Below are 17236 nucleotides of genomic sequence, written 5' to 3'. Positions count from 1 at the left end.
GCGCTGCGCGCCGAGCTGGCCGCCGCCGAGGAGGCGTTGCAGGAGCTGGAGAACTGAGCACCACCCACGCAAAAATGTGACCTGAGTCACAGGAGTGCCGGGAACGGGGCAACACGATCGGGGGTCTCATCCCGTGAGTGCCGTTCCCGGCGCTTCCCGTTTCAGGGCAAGGAGGACCGGTGGGCACGACTTCCAGTCACCGACGCGGCGCGGCGGGCGTTCTCGCCGTCACCGCGGTCGCACTGACGATGGCTTCCGCCTGCGCCAGCCCGCAGGCCGGTGAGGCGGTCGCCGCGCCCGGCCCGCCGCCGTCCTCCAGCCGCACGGCACCGCCGAGCACCTCGTCGGCGCCGGAGCACGTCGGCAAGGCGACCAAACCGCTCACCGACGCGGGGACCGCGCTGAAGTACGGCCAGGAAGCCGTCGTGGAGAACCCGCTCGGCTCGAAGATCTACACCATCGGCATCGTCCCGGTGAAGGTCGAGAAGGGCAGCTTCGAGGAGCTGAGGTCGGCCGGCATCAAGATCGAGGAGAAGACCTCCGCAGGCAGGGTTCCCTACTACCTCACCTACAAAATGGTGAACCGGATGGAGGGCGCGGTGGAGAGCATGACCACGCCGAACCGGTTCTCCGTTCTGGACAAGGCGAACAAGTCCGGCACCAAGCTGCTGGTGATCGGCCTCGGCGGGCCGAAGCTCAGCTCCTGCCCCAGCGGCATTCCGCCGCGCGGCTGGTCCACCGACCAGGAGCACACGACCTGCGAGATCCACATGCTGCCGGAGGGCGCCGAGCCCGGCAGCCTGCACTACCGCTTGGACACCGGAAGGGCTCCGCTCACCTGGACGCCCTGACCAGGCGTTATCGGCCGGGGTGAACCTCGGTCGCCGTTGTCCGGCCGTTGATCATCGGTGAACGGCACCCTGCCGGAGTGGGGTGTGACGGTCGCGACTCTCACCCCGGTGCTGCTGGGCGACGCCGTTCGCCCGGTGGGCGCTGCCGCCCGGGAAACCGCCGTCTTCCCGGGCGGCACGGTCCACAATTCGTGTGTCCCGGCTAACACCTCCGAGGTGATGGCCGACACCCAGTACGAGAGTTGACGGAGCCCGTCGCCGGGCTCGACCAAGGAGCCAAGCCGCCATGAGCGCAGACACCGCGACCGCGATCGCCGAGGACCCGGTCACAGACCGCAGGACGACCAAGGGGGCCAGCCTGCCCACCGCGCCCTGCAGCGTGGTCTGGAGCGGCGGCCACGCCTACGTCCTCGAAGGCGGCCACGGCCGCAGCCGCTGGGTCGGCGTCGACGACCGCGGCCGCCCCACCCTGATGAGCCACGCGGACCTGCAGCGCCGCGGCTGGAGCCGCACCCGCCTGTAGGGCGCGCTCCCCGGGGCCGCGCTCGCGACGGCCCGTTCCGGTGGCGCAGCCGGGAAGTCCCGTGCGACATCGGTGCGCGGACGCACCCGCCGCCCCGCCAGGAACCGATCTCGCCGTGGTGCGACGTCGGCTTGGCGCCGGGGGTGACCCCCGTCGAACGGGACTCGCCGAACACGCCCCGGCCTCCCGCGCCCCGCCGTCCGCCGTGTGGCAGGCTTGCCGCCGCAAGCGGGTGCGGGCGAAACGCGGCGCGCCTCCCCGTTCCCCGGCTCCGCCGCGCGTGCGGTCGAGGAGTCCAGGTGGAACGCGAAGCGGTGACGGCGGCCCCGTCGTCAGGCGGGGAACTGCCCCAGTCCGACCGCGTCTGGACGATCCCGAACATCCTCAGCATGCTCCGCCTCGCGGGCGTGCCCCTCTTCCTGTGGCTGCTGCTCGGCCCGGAGGAGGACGTGCTCGCGATCGTCGTGCTCGCCGTCGGCGGGTTCACCGACTGGCTCGACGGCAAGCTCGCGCGCTGGCTCAACCAGGGCAGCAAGCTCGGCGCGATGCTGGACCCCGCCGCCGACCGGCTCTACATCCTGGCCACGCTGATCGCCTTCGGCGTCCGGGAGATCCTGCCGTGGTGGGTGATCCTGGCGCTGGTCGGTCGCGAGGTGGTGCTCGGACTGAGCCTGCTGGTGCTGCGCCGCTACGGCTACGGCACCTTCGAGGTGCACTACACCGGCAAGGCCGCCACCTTCGTGCTGCTCTACGCCTTCCCGTTCCTGCTGGCCGCCGACGGCACGTCGGCGGTGGCCGAGTTCGTGCGGCCGATCGCCTACGGCTTCACCATCTGGGGCGTGCTGCTCTACCTGTGGGCCGGCGTGCTCTACCTGGTCCAGCTCGGCGCGGCGATCCGCAAGGGCAAGGTCGGCGGGGCGCTCGCGGGTGCCTGAGCGGCGGCGCTACGACCTGAGCAGCTCGCTGCTGCGCCAGCTGCTGGGCGACCACCTGGACTCCGGGTACGCCGCCGCGCACCGCGAGCGCGCCGGTCGGCCGGTGCCGTGGCTCGCCCAGCGGGTGTGGTTCGCGGTGGGCGCGCTGCTGCTCGGCTCGCTGATGGGCGTCGCCGCGGTGAACGCCGCCGCGCGCCAGCCGGGCGCCGAGGAGACCAAGCGCGGGCTCGTCGCGGGCGTGCGCGCGGAACGCGCCGACACCGAGGCGCTCGCGCGCCGGGCCGCCGATCTGGCCAAGCGGCTGGACGAGGCGCGCACCGCCGCGCTCACCGGCGACGGGCAGGGCCGCGTCGTGCTGGAGGAGCTGACCCGGCTCGAACGCGCCACCGCCGCGGTGCCGGTCACCGGTCCCGGCCTGCGCGTCACCGTGGGCGATCCGCCGGAGCGGCGCGGGACGCGCTCGCGCGAGAACGTCCTCGACCGCGATCTCCAGGTGCTGGTCAACTCGCTGTGGGCGAGCGGGGCCGAGGCCGTCGCGATCGGCGGGCACCGGCTCCAGCCCAGGACCGCCGTGCGCCAGGCGGGCGGGATGCTCGTGGACAACCGGCCGGTCACCCAGCCCTACGTGCTGGAGGCGATCGGTTCCCCCGAGGAGCTGGAGACCCGTTTCGTCGGCACCGACGGGCACGGCCGCTTCACCACGTTCACCCAGCTCTACGGCACCACGTTCACCATCGAGCGGGTCGGCGAGCTGCGCTTGGCCGCGGCGGCGGCCGAGGAGCCCCGGCTCGCGGTGGTGCCCGCGGCGCCCATCGCCCCACCCACCGCTCCACCCACCACGACAGGGAGGTAGTCGAGATGATCGGCGTGATCGCCCTCGCCGTCGGGGTCGTGCTCGGCCTGTGGCTGGACCCGACCGTGCCCGACTGGGTCCAGCCGTACCTGCCGATCGCCGTCGTCGCCGCGCTGGACGCGGTCCTCGGCGGGCTGCGCGCCCGGCTGGACGGGATCTTCGACGCCAAGGTCTTCGTGGTGTCCTTCGTGTCCAACGTGCTGATCGCCGCGCTGATCGTGCTGCTGGGTGACGAGCTCGGCGTCGGCGGGCAGCTCTCCACGGCGGTGGTCGTGGTCTTCGGCATCCGCATCTTCGGCAACGCCTCGGCCATCCGCAGGCACCTCTTCAAGGCGTGATGGGCGATGACTGAGCCGGAGAAGCCCCAGCGGCAGGAGAAGCGGCACCGGCTGCTGTCCGGGTCGTTGATCGCGCTGCTGTGCCTGGCACTGGGCCTGGCGCTGGTCACCCAGGTGCGCAGGACCCGCGCCGGGGACGCGCTCGCCGACCAGCGACCGCAGGACCTGGTGGTGCTGCTCGACGGGTTGCGCCAGCGGGAAGCCGCGCTGCACAAGGAGATCGCCGACTCCGAGGCCACGCTGCGCAGGCTCAGGGAGAGCGGCCAGGGCTCCACCGCCGCGCTGGAGGAGGCCAGGCGCAGGGCCACCGCGCTCGGCGTGCTCGCGGGCACCGTCGCGGCGGCCGGGCCGGGCGTGCGGGTGGAGATCACCGACCCACGCGGAAAGGTCGGGCCGGAGACGCTGCTGGACGCGGTGCAGGAGCTGCGGGCAGCCGGAGCCGAAGCGGTGCAGGTCGGGGGCGTGCGGACCGGCGTGGACTCGGCGTTCACCGGCTCCGCCGGGCGCCTGCGACTGGACGGCGCGGACCTGTCGGCGCCCTACGTGATCGTGGCCGTGGGGGACCCCCCTACGCTTGCGCAAGCGCTGAACATCCCCGGCGGCGTCGTGGACTCCGTGGAACGGGCCGGTGGCGGCTCCCGCCTCACCCAGAGTGAACGTGTGGAGATCACCGCCTTGCGGCCCGAGCGGAGCCACAAATACGCTCGCCCGGCCGGTTGACAGTCGCAAGCCGGTTTGCGTACTGGACGGGAGGAGAACGCTCGGTGGTTCCCGAGGACTTGAGGTACACAGAGCAGCACGAGTGGGTCGCCCGCACGGGTGAGGACACGGTGCGGATCGGCATCACCGACTACGCCCAGAACCAGCTGGGTGACGTGGTCTTCGTGCAGCTGCCCGAGACCGGTAGGAAGGTCGCGGCGGAGGACGTCCTCGGCGAGGTCGAGTCCACCAAGAGCGTCTCGGACATCTACGCCCCGCTCGCCGGCGAGGTCGTCGCCGTGAACGAGGCCGTGGTGACCGCGCCGGAGACCATCAACACCGACGCCTTCGGCGACGGCTGGCTGGTGGAGATCAGGCTGGAGGACCCTGCCGCGGTGGACGGCCTGCTCGACGCGGCCGGGTACCGTGGGAAGATCAACGAAGGCTGATCGGCGAAGCGTGATATCGATCTTTCGACGGCTGTTCGGCAAGCGGAGGAGCCAGACCCCGGCCGCCACTGGCGGCACGGTAGGTTTGACCGGTACTCCGCAGGATTCATCCAGGACGAGGAGAGCTCAGGTGAGCCAGAACGACGGGCCCGGCGGCGTCCCGCCGGAAGGCGCGGCCGAATCGACGTCGATCTTCCGAGCCGACTTCCTCGCCGACGTCGAGGGCGCCGAGGCACCTCCCGCTCCCGAACCGCCGGTCTCGGGCGTTGACGCCCTGCCGAGCGGTTCGGCGCTGCTGGTGGTCAAGCGCGGTCCCAACGCCGGTTCCCGGTTCCTGCTGGACCGGGACACCACCAGCGCTGGGCGGCACCCCGACAGCGACATCTTCCTCGACGACGTCACGGTCTCGCGCAGGCACGCGGAGTTCCGCCGCGAGGGCGCTGACTTCGTCGTGGTCGACGTCGGCAGCCTCAACGGCACCTACGTGAACCGGGCCCCGGTGGACACCGCGGTCCTGTCCAACGGCGACGAGGTGCAGATCGGCAAGTTCCGGCTCGTGTTCCTGACGGGCCCGAACAACTAGAGGACAGCTGCGAGATGACGGCGGCGGCCGGACGGGCCAACAGCGGGGGTTCGAGCATCGGAGCGGTGCTCGCGCAGCTGCGGTCCGAGTTCCCGGAGGTGACGATCTCCAAGATCCGCTTCCTGGAGTCGGAGGGGTTGGTCCGGCCGGCGCGCACCTCTTCCGGCTACCGCCAGTTCGCCCGCTCCGACGTGGAGCGGCTGCGCTTCGTGCTCACCGCGCAACGGGACCACTACCTCCCGCTGAAGGTGATCAAGGAGCAGCTGGACGCCGCGGAGAACGCGGGAAACCCCGGGCACGGCACCGATCCGACGGCGGCGCAGCTGTCGGTGGTGCCCGCTCCGCCCGCCCGCCCGCGGCTGCCCGACGTGAGCAGGCGCGCCAGGCTGACCAGGGAGGAGTTCCTGGAGGCCACCGGGGTCGACGAGCGGTTGCTCGGCGAGCTGGAACAGCACGGCCTGCTCCGCCCCGGCGCCGCCGGGTTCTACGAGCAGGACGCGGTGCCGATCGCGCGCACCGCCAAGGAGCTGACGGGGTTCGGCATCGAGCCCCGGCACCTGCGTGCCTTCCGCTCCTCGGCCGACCGCGAGGTGGCGCTGCTGGAGCAGATCGTCGCTCCCGTTCTGCTGCAACGAGATCCGCGTGCCCGGGAGCGCGCGGAGGAAATACTGGACCGGCTCGCGGCGTTGTCGGTGTCGTTGCACGCCATGCTCGTCAGGGTCGGTCTGCGCGGCGTGGCCAAGGGCTGAGAAACGCGCGCGGCGTGCCAGCCGGATCGCGGGTAGCGTCGGCGCCGGTGGTACGAGATGCTCGGTAACGGCGAGGTTTTCCCACACGTGGAGAGCACTGGAGGAGGCGAGATCCGATGAGCGAGATGCGCGTCGTCGGGGTGCGGGTCGAACTACCCCACAACCAGCCGATCCTGTTGCTGCGCGAGACCGAGGGGGATCGGTACCTGCCGATCTGGATCGGCTCGGTCGAGGCCACGGCGATCGCCTTGGAGCAGCAGGGGGTCCGGCCCGCGCGGCCGTTGACCCACGACCTCCTCAAGGACGTGATCGGGGCGCTCGGGCGGGAGCTCGAGCAGGTGCGGATCACCGACCTGCAGGAGGGCACCTTCTTCGCCGAGCTGGTCTTCGACGGGGACCTGCGGGTCTCCGCGCGGCCCAGTGACTCGGTGGCGCTGGCGCTGCGGATCGGGGTGCCGATCCACGCCGAGGAGTCGGTGCTGGTCGAGGCCGGACTGGTCATCCCGGACGAGCAGGAGGACGAGGTGGAGAAGTTCCGCGAGTTCCTCGACAACGTCTCGCCGGAGGACTTCGCCGCCCCGGAGAGCTGATCCCGCGCAACCTGACCGCCTCGGGCCTGCAACGTGCAGATCCGGGGCGTTTTTCTTGCGCGCCCCTTCCGCGCGTCGTCGGCCCTTCGCCGTGGCCGCCGGGTGAAGATGAGATGCCTACACCGGGTGATCTGAGCGCCCGTCGCGCGTGCAACAATGAGAATGCAAGTTTCATTCGAAGCTCGCGCGCCCTGGTGACGCCGTTCTGCCCTGCGGGGTGGGCGGGGTCGTGCCAGGCTGGGCGTGATCTTGTCGTCGCTCTCCGTGTTCGAGGGCGGCCTCCCGGGGAGAACCCTCGACCTTGAGTTGAGGGTTCCTGTTGCCCGCGCGTCGCGTTGACCGCCCGCATGGCCGGTTCTACCGTCGAGTCCGAGCGAGTCCTTCCGGTGCGTTCCACCGGGAGGGTGCCGCGGCCGGCGGACCGAGGTGGATCGGTCCACACAGTCGGCGGCGCCGGTCTTCGCGGACCGGCCGAGGGGAGGCAGGCGTGGGCGAACAGGCGCCAATCCGGTTGGGCGCTGGCGAGCAGGGTGAGCTGTTCCCTGACATGTCCCTGCCTGACGAGATGGTCGGCTACCGGGGTCCGGCCGCGTGCCAGATCGCCGGGATCACCTATCGGCAGCTGGACTACTGGGCCCGCACCGACCTCGTCCTCCCGACGATCCGCAGCGCGCACGGCTCCGGCAGCCAGCGGCTGTACTCGTTCAAGGACATCCTGGTGCTCAAGGTGGTCAAGCGGCTGCTGGACACCGGGGTCTCGCTGCAGAACATCAGGGTGGCCGTCGAGCACCTGCGCAGCCGCGGCGTGCAGGACCTGGCCAGGATCACGTTGTTCAGCGACGGCACCACCGTCTACGAGTGCACCTCGCCGGAAGAGGTCGTGGACCTGCTCCAGGGCGGCCAGGGCGTCTTCGGCATCGCGGTCAGCGGCGCCATGCGCGAGATCAGCGGCACCATCCACGCCTTCCCCGCCGAGCGCGCGGACGGCGGCGAGTGGGTGGCCGAGACCCCCGACGAGCTCTCCCAGCGCCGCGCTCGCCGCATCGGCTGACCCCGGCGCCCCGTGTCGCGTCACAGTTGGGCGGAGTCGCCAGGCACTCCAGGTAGGATTCGCGCGTAGTCGCTGATCCCACGCGGGAGAGACCGTGACCGGCCGGGCGCTTCACCGGGCGGGCAACGGCGCCGAAGGAGCAACTCCTCCCCGGAACCTCTCAGGCACCCAGGACCGCGTGGGCAGACGCCTCTGGAAAGCGGGCCAGCCCGGGAGTCCCAGCCCTGGCGCGGCGCCCCGCCGACGGTGCAAGCCTGGAGCCCCGGGCGAAGCTCTCAGGCACCCGGGAACCGGGTACGGACAGAGGGGGAGGGCCCCACACCGGGCAGCAGCCCGGCCGCGCGCCCTGAACCCTTGCCGGAGGCGAGAGCATGACCCAGCCCACCCCCGACCGCATCCCGCTGGCCGCGCTGGAGCACGGCACCCCCTTCGCCGACCGCCACGTCGGTCCCCGGCCCGCCGAGCTGGCCAGGATGCTGGACGTGGTGGGCGTCGGCTCGCTGGAGGAGCTGGCCCAGCGCGCGGTGCCCGCCAGCATCCACGAGAAGGACCTGGCACTGGCCCTGCCCGCCCCGGCGACGGAGGCCCAAGCGCTGGCCGAGCTGCGCGAGCTGGCCGGGCGCAACCGGCTGGCCGTGCAGATGATCGGCCTCGGCTACCACGGCACCATCACGCCGCCGGTGATCCGCCGCAACGTGCTGGAGAGCCCGGCCTGGTACACCGCGTACACGCCGTACCAGCCGGAGATCTCGCAGGGGCGGCTGGAGGCGCTGCTGAACTTCCAGACCATGGTCGCCGACCTGACCGGCATGGACGTGGCCAACGCGTCGATGCTGGACGAGGGCACCGCGGCGGCCGAGGCGATGACGCTGCTGCGCCGCGCGGGCCGCTCCAAGTCGGCGAAGTTCGTGGTGGACGCGGACACGCTGCCGCAGTCCCTCGCGGTGATCGAGACCCGCGCCGAGCCGCTGGGCATCGAGGTCGTCGTCGCCGACCTGTCGCAGGGCATCGAGGGCTTGGGCCTCGGCGGTGACTACTTCGGCGTGCTGCTGTCCTACCCCGGTGCTTCCGGCGTGGTCCGCGACCTCGGCCCGGTGATCGAGGAGGCGCACGCGCAGGGCGCGCTCGTCGCGGTCTCGGCCGATCTGCTGGCGCTGACGCTGCTGCGCGCGCCGGGGGAGCAGGGCGCGGACGTGGTGGTCGGCACCTCGCAGCGCTTCGGCGTCCCGATGGGCTTCGGTGGGCCGCACGCCGGTTACATGGCCGTGCGCAAGGGCTTGGAGCGCCAGCTGCCCGGCCGCTTGGTCGGCGTGAGTGTGGACGCGGACGGCAATCCCGCCTACCGCCTCGCGTTGCAGACTCGCGAGCAGCACATCCGCCGCGAGAAGGCCACCAGCAACATCTGCACCGCGCAGGTGCTGCTCGCGGTGATCGCCTCGATGTACGCGGTCTACCACGGCCCGGACGGGCTGAAGACCATCGCCACGCGCGCGCACCGGATGGCGACCGTGCTCGCCGCCGGTCTGTGCGAGAACAACGTCGACGTCGTGCACGGCGAGTTCTTCGACACCGTGCTCGCCAGTGTGCCCGGCCGCGCCGCCGAGATCGTCTCCACCGCGCGCGAACTGGGCGTGAACCTGCGCCTGGTCGACGCCGACCACGTGGGCATCGCCTGCGACGAGACCACCTCGCGCGAGCACTTGTCGTTGGTGTGGAAGGCTTTCGGCGTCGTCGTGTCCGATGTGGACGTTCTGGACGCCGACACCGCCGACGGCATTCCCGCCGAGCTGCGCCGGACCTCGGAGTACCTGACCCACCCGGTGTTCCACACGCACCGCTCGGAGACCTCGCTGCTGCGCTACCTGCGTGCGCTGTCGGACAAGGACGTCGCGCTGGACCGCAGCATGATCCCGCTGGGCTCCTGCACGATGAAGCTCAACGCCACCGCGGAGATGGAGCCGATCACCTGGCCCGGCTTCGCCGACGTGCACCCGTTCGCGCCGGTCGCCGACGCCGAGGGCTACACCAGCCTGATCGGCGACCTGGAGGGCTGGCTGGCCGAGGTCACCGGCTACGACGCGGTGAGCCTGCAGCCGAACGCGGGCAGCCAGGGCGAGTTCGCCGGTCTGCTGGCGATCCGCGCCTACCACCGCAGCCAGGGCCAGGAAGCGCGTGAGGTCTGCCTGATCCCCTCCAGCGCGCACGGCACCAACGCCGCGAGCGCGGTCATGGCGGGCATGCGGGTGATCGTGGTCCGCTGCGACGACAACGGCAACATCGACATGGACCACCTGCGGTCCACTGTGGACGAACACCGCGACGACCTGTCCGCGATCATGATCACCTACCCGTCCACCCACGGCGTGTACGAGGACACCGTGCGCGAGGTGTGCGCGCTGGTGCACGACGCGGGCGGCCAGGTGTACGTGGACGGTGCCAACCTCAACGCGCTGATCGGCTTGGCGCGCATGGGCAAGTTCGGCTCCGACGTCTCGCACCTGAACCTGCACAAGACCTTCTGCATCCCGCACGGCGGCGGCGGTCCCGGCGTCGGCCCGATCGGCGTGCGCGAGCACCTGGCACCGTTCCTGCCGAACCACCCGCTCCAGCCCACCGCCGGTCCGGAGACCGGGGTCGGTCCGATCTCCGCGGCTCCGTGGGGCAGCGCGTCGATCCTGCCGATCTCCTGGGCCTACGTGCGGATGATGGGCGGCGACGGCCTGCGCAGGGCGACGCTGACCGCGGTCGCCGCGGCCAACTACGTCGCGCGGCGACTCGACGAGCACTTCCCCGTGCTCTACACCGGCGAGGGCGGTTTCGTCGCCCACGAGTGCATCCTCGACCTGCGGCCGATCACCAAGGCCACCGGCGTGACCGTGGACGACGTGGCCAAGCGGCTGGCCGACTACGGCATGCACGCGCCGACGATGTCGTTCCCGGTCGCCGGCACGCTGATGGTCGAGCCCACCGAGAGCGAGGACCTGGCGGAGCTGGACCGCTTCTGCGACGCCATGATCTCCATCAAGGCGGAGATCGACAAGGTCGGCTCCGGTGAGTGGCCGGTGGAGGACAACCCGCTGCGCAACGCCCCGCACACCGCGGCGTGCGTGACCGGCGAGTGGCCGCACCCGTACACGCGTGCTGAGGCGGTCTACCCGGTCGGCACCGGCGCGCCGAAGATCTGGCCGCCGGTCCGGCGCATCGACGGCGCGAAGGGCGACCGCAACCTGGTCTGCTCCTGCCCGCCGCTGAGCGCTTACGGCGAGTAATTCCTGGTCGGTTCGTGCCGGGAGGGGGTACCCTTCCCGGCATGAGCTGGCGACATTGATCCAGAACTAGGGGTCCCCCAGGACCGCGGTCCGCTCGCGTCCGCGTCCCTCCTCCTGGGAAGATCCCATGACCGCACCCTCTTCACGCGCCCGCAAGCTCGCCGGCGTGTTGTACACGTACATGTTCGCGAGCAGCCTCGTGCTGCTGTACCCGGTGTACTCGCTGCTGTTCGTCGAGACCGGCCTCTCGGTCGCCGAGATCTCGTCGCTGTTCATCGTCTGGTGCGTCGCCTCGATCGTGCTGGAGATCCCTTCCGGCGCGTGGGCGGACACCTTCTCCCGCCGGTGGTTGCTCGCCATCGGCCCGTTGTGCGCCGGAGCCGGATATGCGCTCTGGGTCGCCTTCCCGTCGTACTGGGCGTTCCTGCTCGGTTTCGTGCTGTGGGGCGTGGAGAACGCGCTGACCTCCGGCTCACTCGAAGCGCTGGTGTACGAGGAGCTCGACCGCGTCGGCGAGGCCAGCCGCTATACGCGCGTGATGGGCCGAGCGCGCGCGGCGAGCCAGATCGCGATCGTCGTCGCGATGGCCGTCGCGGGGCCGGTTCTGGCGCTCGGCGGCTATGAAACCGTTGGTATCGCCAGTGTCCTGGCCTGCGTGGTGGCCGCGGCGATCGCGTTGTCCTTTCCGGAGCACCGCGTTCGCGTCGAGTCCGGCGAGCAGGGCTACCTGACCACCCTGCGCCAAGGACTGCGTGAGGCGCGGCTCGATCCCGCCGTGCGGTGGACGCTGCTGATGCTGCCGTTCGTGATGGGTGTGTGGGACGCGCTGGAGGAGTACATCCCGTTGCTGTCGTTGGAGAAGGGCGTCGCACCGACGACGGTCCCGTGGGTGATGATGCTCATCTGGCTCGGAGTGACCAGCGGCGGACTCCTCGCGCCCCTGGGGGAACGGCTCACCGTGAAGGGCACCGCGGTGCTGCTCGCGGTCGGCGCGGTCGTGTGCGGCACGGGCTCGCTCGTCGGCTCCTTCAGTGGATTCTTCTTGCTGGCAATGGGTTTCTGTGCTTTCCAGCTGGCGAGCGTGGTGCTCGGAGCTCGTTTGCAGGACAGCATCGCCGGTCCCGCTCGCGCCACGGTGACCTCCGTGGCGGGCTTGGGGACGGGGGTGCTGACGGTGCTGCTCTACGGCATCTACGCCGCGGCTTCGTCCGGGATGTCGCACGGCGCGGTGTTCGCGATGTTCGCGGTGCCGTACGTGGTGCTGGCCGTCGTCCTGGCGAAGGGGATGCGTTCTCGTGCCCTGCCCGTGCCGTGATTCAGAATCTCTGCGGAGACCGCTTCGGGGATACATGTCCAGGTTCGGGCCATGTTGCGCAAACTCGCCGTTCTCGGCATCGCCGTGTTCACCTTCGTGTCCGTCTCCGGCTTCGCCGCCGCCCCGGTGAAGGTGCCGTTCTCCTGTCACACCAAGGACTTCGGCGCTGCTCCGTGTGGAATCGTCCAGAAGGGAGGTGATTTCGTCGGCAGAACCTCGGTCGGCATCGCTGAGCGTCAGGTCATCTGGACCAACCGCGGCAAGGTGGCGGTGAAGGTGTCACTGACCGTGGAGCCCTACGCGGAGGGGCCCGGCGCGGGCATTCCCGTGCGCGGGAACTACGAGGTCGGCTGAGGTCGGACCGATCGTGGTGGCCGTCGCCGAACAGCGACGGCCACCACGAGATCAGTACAGCTCCGCCCACGCTCGCTGGTAGGCGTCGATGAGCCACTTGTCGGCGAGCGCGGTGTCGGGCCGCTCGGGCAGGGGCGAGCTGGTGATGAGACGTTTCAGCTCGTCCTCCAGCCCGGCGGCGACCTCCACCGCCTCGGCGATCTCGTGCCTGCCCAGGCGCAGGTCCACCAGCCAGGTGCGCCAGGGTTCGGGAACCGGCAGGGTGATCCGGCCGGTCTCCAACAGCTCGACGCCCTGCAGGCCCAGGCGCACCATGTGCATGGCGTGCTTGACCGCGCGGTCGCCGCTGACCATCTTCCCGCGCTGCGAGCGCAGGTAACCGAGGAACTTGTGCCCGGCCTGGCGGGAGACGACCAGCTCCGGCCGGGCCCGCAGCTCCCGCCCGAGGTCGGTGATCCGCACGATCTCCTCCTCGGGGGCGAACAGCGACAGCAACACGGTCGGATTTCCTTGCAGGGCAAGGCGAAGCCACTTCCGCAGCGAATAGACGACGAGGTCGAGGTCACCCGGCCCCGAGCGGCTGCCCTCCGGCTGGGTGCGGAAGACGTACTGCTCGAAGCGGCGCAGCCCGATGACGTACTCGGGCGGCTCGACGCAGATGCCCATCTCGTCCCGGTCGTCGGTCCCGGCGATGGCGGTGCCGTGCAGGCCCGAACCCACCTGGCTGAGCAGGATCGTGCCGCGCGCGGAGATGGCGGCGAACGCGGGGCTGCTGTGCTTCATGGCCCCAGTTGTACGCGCGGCACGTCCTGGGGCGCAGCCGAATTTCGGTCGCCCGCAGCGGGATCAGGGGTTGGGCACGCCCGGGTTCTGCTGCCAGCGCCCGGTCCGCGCCACGCCCCTGATCCAGTCGGTGAAGGCGGAGACCTTGGTGTAGACGGCAGGTTTGCTCTGGTCGCCGCACACCACGCCCCAGGACACCAGGCCCACCAGGTACATCCGGCCGGAGATCGCGGCCATCAGCGGACCGCCCGAGTCGCCCTTGCACACGTCCTTGCCCGGAGCCGCGGCGCAGGTCTGCACCCGGGAGTCGAAGGTCAAGCGCAGCAAGGGGTACAGCCGCGCGCACAGGAACTCCTGGTTCAGCAGCGGCACTTCCAGCAGCTTGGTCGAGGCTTTCCCTTGGTAGGTGGTCATTCCCCAGCCCGCCGCGACCGCGGACAGGAAGCCCGTTCCCGGCTTGGGCAGCGCGATCGTCTGGATGCGGCGATCGGTCAGCGGGATCTCCTCGGCCAGCTCGATCATGCTGATGTCGTTGAGCAGCCTGCTGGCCTTGTTCACCTTCGGATCGACGTAGCCGGGGTGCTGGACCAGGCGCTGCGCCGCGGCCGTGCGCACCGGCTGCCGCCAGTCGGCGGCGCCGAGCGCGACGAGGACCCCCTCGGCCCGCCGCCCGTGCGTGCAGTGCGCGGCCGTGACGACCCACTTGCTGTTCACCAGGGAACCGCCGCAGAACTGGGTTCTCCTGCCCGCGTCGACCAGCGCCACCGTCCACGGGTAGCGGTTGGCCTTCACCTCGGAACCGCCGACGATGCGCGCTTGCTCGTCGGCGTGCGCGGCGGCGGGGCTGAGCAGGGCGGCGACCACGAGAGCCGCGGTCAGGAGGGTGCGCACCACGGGAAGCTCCTTTCCTGGCGGGACAGGGCGACTTCCCGACCGACCTAACCAAGGTTGAGCGGTGCGCGAGAGCCCTCTTGCCCGATCGCGTGTTTCTTTCGCCCGGCTGAGGGAAGTTTGCGAGGATGCCGTGATGGTGGAGTTCGCGGAGAAGCACCTCGTGTACTGCTGGATCGAGCGGGGCGCGGAGGTGCTGTTCATCCGCCGCCGCGCCAAGGGGTTCCTCGGCGGCCGGTGGGAGCTGCCCGGCGGCACGGTGGAGCCCGGCGAGCCCGAGCAGGACGCCGCCGTCCGCGAGGCCGCCGAGGAGACCGGGCTGATCGTGAAGGTCGTCGGCGAGCGCAGCAGGCACTCGTGGATGGACGTGGACGGCCGCCCGCTGCGCATCCACGCGCGGATCTTCGAGGTCGAGGACGACGGCGCCTCCGAGGTGGTGCTCAACCCCGACGAGCACGACAGCTGCGCCTGGCTGGCCCCTGAGCGGGCCGCGGAGCTGGACCTCGTCGACCACGTCAGGGCCACGCTGACGCGCGCCTGACGGGGGGTGTTGCGCGCGGTGTTACGTTGCCCTGATGGATGATCACCCGGCAGTGACGATCTCCGTGCGGGGCACCGGGACCACGGACTGCCTCCGCTCGCTGCGGGGATGGCTGGTGGAGACCGGAGAGCTGCTCGGGCCGCTGCACCTCGGCCACCGGCCCCGTGCCGCCAGCGGGCCCGAGGGCGTGGTGGACGTGCTGGTCGTCGCGACCGGCACCGAGCGGGAGAGCGCCGTGCTCGCCTCGGCCGTGCTGGCCTGGCTGCGGCACCGCGAGACCGGCGTGGACCTCAGGCTGGCCACCGCCGAGGGCTCCACCGTCGAACTGCCCGCCGAGCGCGTCCGCGCCATGGACGAGGACGGCGTCCGCGCCGAGTCCGCCCGCCTGGCGAGGGCGCTCGCTCCCGCCGTCCACTGAGGACGCTCGGCGAAAACCCCGTGACAGCCGCGGTCGCCGCTGTCACCATCATCGACGTGTTCACCACGGCCGTCCTCTCGACGCTGGCAGGCGCAGACCTGCTCGGCGCGCTGGCGGCCGTCTCCTCGGTGCTGGCAGGCGCCCGAAGCTGACCCTCCTCCCTTCTTCCAAGGACCACGGAGGAGGGTGTCGGCCCCCGCGAAACCCCGCTCTCTCGGCGGGGCACGCGCGCGCCCAGGTTCTTGATCCCGTGCCACGAGCCTGACCAGGGAAGAACACGATGAGCAAGCAGGAGCACGTCCGGACCAAGCCCCACCTCAACATCGGCACGATGGGGCACGTCGACCACGGCAAGACCACGCTGACCGCCGCGATCACCAAGGTGCTCGCCGAGCGCGACGGCGCCACCAGGCACATCGCCTTCGACAAGATCGACAAGGCGCCGGAGGAGATCGAGCGCGGTATCACCATCAACATCGCGCACGTCGAGTACGAGACCGAGACCAGGCACTACGCCCACGTGGACATGCCGGGCCACGCCGACTACGTGAAGAACATGATCACCGGCGCGGCGCAGCTGGACGGGGCGATCCTGGTGGTCTCCGCGCAGGACGGCACCATGCCCCAGACCAGGGAGCACGTGGTGCTGGCCAGGCGGATCGGGGTCTCGCACATCGTGGTGGCGATGAACAAGGCCGACGCGGTGGACGACCCGGAGCTGCTTGACCTGGTGGAGCTGGAGCTGCGCGAGCTGCTCACCACCTACGGCTTCCCCGGCGAGGAGGTCCCGGTCGTGCGGGTCTCCGCGCTGCGGGCGCTGGAGGGCGACCCGGAGTGGACGCCGAGCGTGGTGGAGCTGCTCGACGCCGTCGACCGCTACGTCCCGGAGCCCGTGCGGCACCTGGACCGGCCGTTCCTGATGCCGATCGAGAACATCCTGACCATCACCGGGCGCGGGACCGTGGTCACCGGCGCGGTGGAGCAGGGCGTGATCGGCGTCGGCGACGCGGTCGAGGTCGTCGGGCTCGGCCCCACGGTGACCAGCGTGTGCACCGGCATCGAGACGTTCGGCAAGTCGCTGCCGAGCGCTCAGGCCGGGGACAACGCGGCGTTGCTGCTGCGCGGGGTCCGCCGTGACGACGTCCGTCGGGGCCAGGTCGTGTGCCTGCCCGGCAGCGTCCGGCCGCACACGCGGTTCCGGGCGAGCGTCTACGTGCTCTCCGCCGAGGAGGGCGGCAGGCGCACGCCGTTCGGCGCGCACTACCGGCCGCAGTTCCACTTCCGCACCAGCGACGTGGTCGGCGTGGTGGAGCTGGCGGAGGACCAGCTCGTGCTGCCCGGCGACTCGGTGGAGTTCACCGTCGAGCTGGGCAAGCCGATCGCGCTGAGCAAGGGCCTCGGCTTCGCCATCCGCGAGGGCGGCCGGACCGTCGGTGCGGGCACCGTCCTGGAGCTCCTGCCCTGACCCTCCGCCCCGTGGGGCGCCACTCCCTCTCCCCAGGGCAGTGGCGCCCCACCCCACGTATCCGTTTCGTACTCCTACCGGCAAATGGGAGCGCTCTATTTCCCGCTATGAGTACGAAACGGGTGTAGTGAGGCTGCGCGGAGGATGGGGCGGGTGTTAGGGGGTGGAGGCGCGCCAGGTGGTGATGGTGGCGTCGACGTCGACCTGGCGGGTGCGCATGGGCGGGCCGATCTGGGGTGCCAGCTGGGCGGCGCGGATGCGGGTGTTGAGGTCGAGCAGGATGTCGCGAACGGCCTGCTCGGAGCGCTCCTTGGCGAGGCGGTGGGGCAGGTCCTCGACCTCCTTGGCCAGCGCGAGGGACGGCGGCAGCAGCGCGGAGGTGTCGACGTTCTCCTTGCGGAGCTTCTCGGCGACCCATTCCATGGTTCCGCCGTGGCGCTGGGGGATCGGCTTGCCGTGGCCGGGGAGGTTGGACATCTCGCCGCGTTCCTCGGCCTCGCGCACCTGCTGGTCGATCCAGGATTCGAACGTGCTCCCGCCGGGCTTGCGCTTGGTCATGACGTCCCCTTCGAGCCGTGC

The 17236-nt window shown here is 71.1% G+C and carries 22 protein-coding genes and 1 riboswitch; of the genes, 19 read left to right on the top strand and 3 right to left on the bottom strand.

Features of this window, described 5'->3' with window-relative positions:
- Positions 1-179: 179 nt before the first annotated feature.
- The 15 genes from CCN37_RS03285 to CCN37_RS03215 all read left to right on the top strand — a co-directional run bounded on the left by CCN37_RS03285 (position 180) and on the right by CCN37_RS03215 (position 12559).
- Positions 180-851 carry a hypothetical protein gene (locus tag CCN37_RS03285; RefSeq protein WP_086819121.1) on the top strand — a complete coding sequence of 224 codons (672 nt, stop codon included), beginning with the start codon at positions 180-182 and terminating at the stop codon, positions 849-851.
- 57 nt (positions 852-908) lie between these two features.
- Positions 909-1097, top strand: coding sequence for a hypothetical protein (locus tag CCN37_RS03280; RefSeq protein ID WP_086819120.1), 189 nt, complete (start codon positions 909-911; stop codon positions 1095-1097).
- 40 nt (positions 1098-1137) lie between these two features.
- Complete coding sequence (locus tag CCN37_RS03275) at positions 1138-1374, top strand: hypothetical protein (protein ID WP_143261398.1); 237 nt, start codon at positions 1138-1140, stop codon at positions 1372-1374.
- Between the two features lie 299 nt (positions 1375-1673).
- Positions 1674-2309 (top strand): CDP-alcohol phosphatidyltransferase family protein, encoded by a 636-nt coding sequence (locus tag CCN37_RS03270; protein WP_371503584.1) that lies wholly within the window; start codon positions 1674-1676, stop codon positions 2307-2309.
- The gene (locus tag CCN37_RS03265) at positions 2302-3162 is read left to right on the top strand and encodes a DUF881 domain-containing protein (protein WP_086819119.1); all 861 of its coding nucleotides are present in this window, start codon (positions 2302-2304) and stop codon (positions 3160-3162) included. Before CCN37_RS03270 ends, CCN37_RS03265 begins: the two co-directional genes overlap by 8 nt.
- Positions 3163-3167: 5 nt before the next feature.
- Positions 3168-3500 (top strand): small basic family protein, encoded by a 333-nt coding sequence (locus CCN37_RS03260; protein ID WP_086819118.1) that lies wholly within the window; start codon positions 3168-3170, stop codon positions 3498-3500.
- Between the two features lie 6 nt (positions 3501-3506).
- On the top strand, positions 3507-4220 hold the full coding sequence (locus CCN37_RS03255; protein WP_086819117.1) for a DUF881 domain-containing protein: 714 nt from the start codon (positions 3507-3509) through the stop codon (positions 4218-4220).
- Between the two features lie 44 nt (positions 4221-4264).
- Entirely contained in the window at positions 4265-4648 is a 384-nt protein-coding gene (gcvH, locus tag CCN37_RS03250; RefSeq protein ID WP_086819116.1) for a glycine cleavage system protein GcvH, read from the top strand.
- Between the two features lie 130 nt (positions 4649-4778).
- Positions 4779-5231 (top strand): glycogen accumulation regulator GarA, encoded by a 453-nt coding sequence (gene garA, locus CCN37_RS03245; protein WP_086819115.1) that lies wholly within the window; start codon positions 4779-4781, stop codon positions 5229-5231.
- Positions 5232-5245: 14 nt separating this feature from the next.
- Positions 5246-5980 carry a MerR family transcriptional regulator gene (locus CCN37_RS03240; protein WP_086819114.1) on the top strand — a complete coding sequence of 245 codons (735 nt, stop codon included), beginning with the start codon at positions 5246-5248 and terminating at the stop codon, positions 5978-5980.
- Between the two features lie 116 nt (positions 5981-6096).
- Positions 6097-6570 (top strand): bifunctional nuclease family protein, encoded by a 474-nt coding sequence (locus CCN37_RS03235; protein WP_086819113.1) that lies wholly within the window; start codon positions 6097-6099, stop codon positions 6568-6570.
- A gap of 547 nt (positions 6571-7117) precedes the next feature.
- Positions 7118-7621, top strand: coding sequence for a MerR family transcriptional regulator (locus CCN37_RS03230; protein WP_246842788.1), 504 nt, complete (start codon positions 7118-7120; stop codon positions 7619-7621).
- A 73-nt stretch (positions 7622-7694) separates the two neighbouring features.
- A riboswitch (glycine riboswitch) is annotated at positions 7695-7808 on the top strand.
- Between the two features lie 184 nt (positions 7809-7992).
- Entirely contained in the window at positions 7993-10890 is a 2898-nt protein-coding gene (gene gcvP, locus CCN37_RS03225; protein ID WP_086819111.1) for an aminomethyl-transferring glycine dehydrogenase, read from the top strand.
- 166 nt (positions 10891-11056) lie between these two features.
- The gene (locus CCN37_RS03220; protein ID WP_210407855.1) at positions 11057-12205 is read left to right on the top strand and encodes an MFS transporter; all 1149 of its coding nucleotides are present in this window, start codon (positions 11057-11059) and stop codon (positions 12203-12205) included.
- 51 nt (positions 12206-12256) lie between these two features.
- Positions 12257-12559 (top strand): hypothetical protein, encoded by a 303-nt coding sequence (locus tag CCN37_RS03215; RefSeq protein WP_086819109.1) that lies wholly within the window; start codon positions 12257-12259, stop codon positions 12557-12559.
- Positions 12560-12610: 51 nt separating this feature from the next.
- Here CCN37_RS03215 and CCN37_RS03210 read toward each other — a convergent pair whose 3' ends face one another.
- Positions 12611-13342, bottom strand: coding sequence for a DNA polymerase beta superfamily protein (locus tag CCN37_RS03210; RefSeq protein WP_086819108.1), 732 nt, complete (start codon positions 13340-13342; stop codon positions 12611-12613).
- 63 nt (positions 13343-13405) lie between these two features.
- Positions 13406-14236, bottom strand: coding sequence for a serine protease (locus tag CCN37_RS03205; RefSeq protein ID WP_168200499.1), 831 nt, complete (start codon positions 14234-14236; stop codon positions 13406-13408).
- Positions 14237-14369: 133 nt separating this feature from the next.
- Between CCN37_RS03205 and CCN37_RS03200 the strand changes: the two genes are divergently transcribed.
- The 4 genes from CCN37_RS03200 to tuf all read left to right on the top strand — a co-directional run bounded on the left by CCN37_RS03200 (position 14370) and on the right by tuf (position 16657).
- Positions 14370-14774 carry an NUDIX hydrolase gene (locus CCN37_RS03200; RefSeq protein ID WP_086819106.1) on the top strand — a complete coding sequence of 135 codons (405 nt, stop codon included), beginning with the start codon at positions 14370-14372 and terminating at the stop codon, positions 14772-14774.
- A gap of 34 nt (positions 14775-14808) precedes the next feature.
- Entirely contained in the window at positions 14809-15192 is a 384-nt protein-coding gene (locus tag CCN37_RS03195) for a hypothetical protein (RefSeq protein WP_143261397.1), read from the top strand.
- A gap of 20 nt (positions 15193-15212) precedes the next feature.
- Positions 15213-15344, top strand: a complete 132-nt coding sequence (locus tag CCN37_RS41980) for a hypothetical protein (protein ID WP_256388009.1) — start codon at positions 15213-15215, stop codon at positions 15342-15344.
- Positions 15345-15472: 128 nt separating this feature from the next.
- A complete protein-coding gene (gene tuf, locus CCN37_RS03190) occupies positions 15473-16657 on the top strand; it encodes an elongation factor Tu (protein WP_086819104.1) in 1185 nt (394 codons plus the stop codon).
- A gap of 156 nt (positions 16658-16813) precedes the next feature.
- On the opposite strand, the gene CCN37_RS03185 is transcribed toward tuf, so the two are convergent.
- Positions 16814-17215, bottom strand: a complete 402-nt coding sequence (locus CCN37_RS03185) for a DUF1992 domain-containing protein (RefSeq protein WP_086819103.1) — start codon at positions 17213-17215, stop codon at positions 16814-16816.
- Positions 17216-17236 lie beyond the last annotated feature (21 nt).

The sequence above is a fragment of the Allokutzneria sp. NRRL B-24872 genome (assembly GCF_002155965.1).
GTDB lineage: Bacteria > Actinomycetota > Actinomycetes > Mycobacteriales > Pseudonocardiaceae > Allokutzneria.
Note: the sequence above shows the minus strand (reverse complement) of the source record. Positions and strands in the feature narration are given on the sequence as shown.

Coding starts and splice junctions, on each gene's coding strand:
- CCN37_RS03260 (WP_086819118.1), top strand. CDS start 3,168: ATGATCGGCGTGATCGCCCTCGCCGTCGGGGTCGTGCTCGGCCTGTGG.
- CCN37_RS03210 (WP_086819108.1), bottom strand. CDS start 13,342: ATGAAGCACAGCAGCCCCGCGTTCGCCGCCATCTCCGCGCGCGGCACG.
- CCN37_RS03215 (WP_086819109.1), top strand. CDS start 12,257: ATGTTGCGCAAACTCGCCGTTCTCGGCATCGCCGTGTTCACCTTCGTG.
- CCN37_RS03240 (WP_086819114.1), top strand. CDS start 5,246: ATGACGGCGGCGGCCGGACGGGCCAACAGCGGGGGTTCGAGCATCGGA.
- CCN37_RS03230 (WP_246842788.1), top strand. CDS start 7,118: ATGTCCCTGCCTGACGAGATGGTCGGCTACCGGGGTCCGGCCGCGTGC.
- CCN37_RS03195 (WP_143261397.1), top strand. CDS start 14,809: ATGGATGATCACCCGGCAGTGACGATCTCCGTGCGGGGCACCGGGACC.
- CCN37_RS03200 (WP_086819106.1), top strand. CDS start 14,370: ATGGTGGAGTTCGCGGAGAAGCACCTCGTGTACTGCTGGATCGAGCGG.
- CCN37_RS03275 (WP_143261398.1), top strand. CDS start 1,138: ATGAGCGCAGACACCGCGACCGCGATCGCCGAGGACCCGGTCACAGAC.
- tuf (WP_086819104.1), top strand. CDS start 15,473: ATGAGCAAGCAGGAGCACGTCCGGACCAAGCCCCACCTCAACATCGGC.
- CCN37_RS03255 (WP_086819117.1), top strand. CDS start 3,507: ATGACTGAGCCGGAGAAGCCCCAGCGGCAGGAGAAGCGGCACCGGCTG.
- gcvP (WP_086819111.1), top strand. CDS start 7,993: ATGACCCAGCCCACCCCCGACCGCATCCCGCTGGCCGCGCTGGAGCAC.
- CCN37_RS03235 (WP_086819113.1), top strand. CDS start 6,097: ATGAGCGAGATGCGCGTCGTCGGGGTGCGGGTCGAACTACCCCACAAC.
- CCN37_RS03185 (WP_086819103.1), bottom strand. CDS start 17,215: ATGACCAAGCGCAAGCCCGGCGGGAGCACGTTCGAATCCTGGATCGAC.